The sequence below is a fragment of the Azospirillum sp. UFLA03-27 genome (assembly GCF_059803775.1).
Map to the genome: position 1 here is coordinate 1 of NZ_JAUQTX010000428.1, position 3,098 is coordinate 3,098.

A 3,098-nucleotide genomic window follows, 5' to 3' on the forward strand; every position below is an offset into this window, starting at 1 on the left:
GTTTGCGTCGTGCCATGCGGGGCCTCCTTCGGTCCCGAAGTTATGGCCCGTACACGAAATTTCAGACAGTCCCAGCGATGCCGCTTACCAGCCCCGCCATCGAGAGCACGATCTACCTGGCACTCGAACTCAGCCGCTCCACCTGGCTCGCCGCCATGCGCTTGCCGGGGGCCACCAAGAGTGTCCTGCATCGCATAGCGGCCGGCGACACGGCGACACGGCGGCGCTGCTCGCGGTCATCGCGACCCAGCGCGCACGCGCGGAAGCGCGCCTGGGCGCCTCGGTCGCCGTCGTCTCCTGCTTCGAGGCGGGGCGTGACGGCTTCTGGCTACACTGACTTCTGCTCGCCAATGGTGTGAACAACCATGTCGTTGAGCCGACCAGCATTCTGGTCAATCGCCGTGCTCGGCGGGCCAAGACCGATCGGCTCGACGCGGAGGGGCTGCTGCGGGTGCTGGCGGCTTATCACCAAGGCGATCATCAAGTGTGCAGTGTGCTCCACGTGCCAAGCCCGGCGGAGGAGGATGCCAAGCGCCCGCACCGGGAGCGCGAACACCTGGTCCAGGAACGGGTCCGGATTGAGAACCGCATCGAGGCGCTTCTGGCCACCCAAGGCATTCAGAAACGGCCATCGTTGCGCTCCTGGACGGACGACCTCGCCGCCTTGCGGACGGGTGACGGGCGGGAGCTGCCGCCGCATCTGCGCGCGGAGTTCGATCGTTTGAGACGGCGGCTCGCCCTCACCATGGAGTTGATCCGCGAGATCGAAGCCGAACGGACAGCGGCTCTTGCGGCCTCGCCATCCGACCCGACCCAGCGGAAGATGGCGGCCCTCGCCCGCATCCGCGGCATCGGCGGCAACTTCGCCGCCGTGCTCACGCGCGAGGTCTTCTATCGCCGCTTCGGCAACCGCCGCCAACTCGCCAGCTGCGTCGGCATCGCCCCGATGCCGCATCAGAGTGGAGCCATGGACCGCGATCGGCGGATCGGGCGAGCCGGAAACCCGCGGGCTCGAACAACCCTCATCCAGCTGGCGTGGTTGTGGCTCCGCTACCAGCCAGCAAGCGGATTGGCTGAATGGTTCCGCGACCGTGTTGGCGAGCTCGCCGGGCGGACGCGGCGGATCGCCATCGTCGCCATGGCTCGCAAGCTTTTGGTCGCGCTCTGGCGCTACATCGAGACCGGAGTGGTGCCGGAGGGCGTCGAACTCAGGGGATAGCACATCGACGCCGGGCGACATCGACCGGCGTCGATAAGGGAGCGCGACCGTCTTCATCATTGGCGACCGAATCATTGGCGACCGAGAGTTGCCGCGTTTCAGGTGGGTCGCGTCTTACCGGGGCCACGCCTCGTGCATGAGGCATTCTGGTGCGGGACCGCGGCGCGGACCCGACCGCATGTGAGGTGATGCAGCCGCGGCTGCGTGATTGATCCGCCCCGGACCTTTGCCATGGCACGACCAGGCCAGTTCATTGGCCAACAACAGGGAGGAAGAGAATGCGCGAGACCCGTTGACAGCCGAACCCTCATGTAAAGATGAAGCCTGCTTCGACCAGAAGGGCCGCAACGCACATCGCTGGTGGGTGCGTGGGCAACGGTCGCGCACAGCCTTTCTTCCACGCTCTCTAAAGTATAAGGTTGTTTGCGTTTGGTCACACCACCAATGTCATATTGGTTGTATGAGTAAGTGCGGTACTGGGCCGCCTCGAAGACCGACTAAGCTCACGCTCACAACGTGGCGTAAATGGCTAGCTGCGATCACAGAACATAGTAAGGCGTATTATGATTAAGAGCCCGCTTTCTGTTTTTGTTAAGAAAATTTCCGGAAAAAAAACTGAAGAGCGTTTGCTCAATGATAAGTTGCGAATTGATGATCGTTTTATCAGTCAAGATGAGAGAAACTTTTGTTTTGATTATATTATACTTGGCGGTAGCAATATACATGCGTTTGAAGATTTTTTTAACGCAGTTGGTCGTACTCATCGTATTTGGCGTGGATCAACGATCTCGTTTGTATCAAAGCCAATAGCTCCGCCGTCATTGCCGTCAGAGATGCCTTCCGGATTGGCGAGGCAGATTGTAGAGGATTGCACGAAATCTGCAGCATTGCGTTTGTTGTCGAATCTTCACTCTGCTCTCATTGTGGAGTTCTTGCGTGATATTTCGACCGGATGCATTCGCATTAATGACAGCTATATTTCAAATAATAACCAAACTTCTTGGCATGTCTCCGTTGATAATAAGGCGATTTTTGGGGAAGGTGCCATTGAGATTGACGCTGTTTCTGAATTTCATGACATTCTTTTGCGTGATTCTCTGAAGAAATTTTATGAATTGTATATTATGCCTAGACTGAATATTTCAGTACCTGTTTTTGTTATTAGGCAGTATTTTGTTGAGCTTTTTTTGAACGAGTCTGGGGATTTCGAAACCGGATGGGGAAAGCATGGGTGGTTTAATATTGAAAGGAGAAATTTTATTAATGGAAAGCTTGACTGGATATACAAATACCTTGAAGAACTAGACGATAGAATCGTATTTATTGATCAACCAAAGGAGCTTCTTTTTTCGGATTGCTTGGCGCCATTTGGCGAGAATGAAAGGCATGCGTGTGTAGAGGCGCAAAACGAAATGGCAAGGGACATACTTCATACATCTACCAAGATATTTGAAGCGGCGGGTCTTCCCGCTGAATTCGAGCAACGCGAGCATTTTTTCAGGAATAGCATTCCGATTTCCCATTATAGAAATATTCTTCGCGAAAAAGTAGTTGAACGCACTAAAGGTAACTATTTTAGAAAGAAATTTGAGGAAGCACAATCTATAGTTGCCGCGCAGGGCGCCGAGTTCACCGGAGCGCGGGCCGCGCTCGCCGCACGGGATGCCGAACTCACCGGAGCGCAGGCCGCACTCGCCGCACGGGATGCCGAACTCACCGGAGCGCAGGCCGCGCTCGCCGCACGGGATGCCGAGCTCACCGGAGCGCAGGCCGCGCTCGCCGCACGGGATGCCGAGCTCACCGGAGCGCAGGCCGCGCTCGCCGCACGGGATGCCGAACTCACCGGAGCGCAGGCCGCGCTCGCCGCACGGGATGCCGA

At 57.2% G+C, this 3,098-nt stretch carries 1 protein-coding gene and 1 pseudogene; both read left to right on the plus strand.

What is annotated here, in order from left to right; translation table 11 throughout:
• The first annotated feature begins 77 nt into the window (after window positions 1-77).
• Window positions 78-1,219, plus strand: a pseudogene (locus Q4I23_RS31875) (IS110 family RNA-guided transposase).
• A 563-nt stretch (window positions 1,220-1,782) separates the two neighbouring features.
• Window positions 1,783-3,098: hypothetical protein (locus Q4I23_RS31880; protein ID WP_498528890.1), on the plus strand; the 1,316-nt coding region annotated here is incomplete at its 3' end.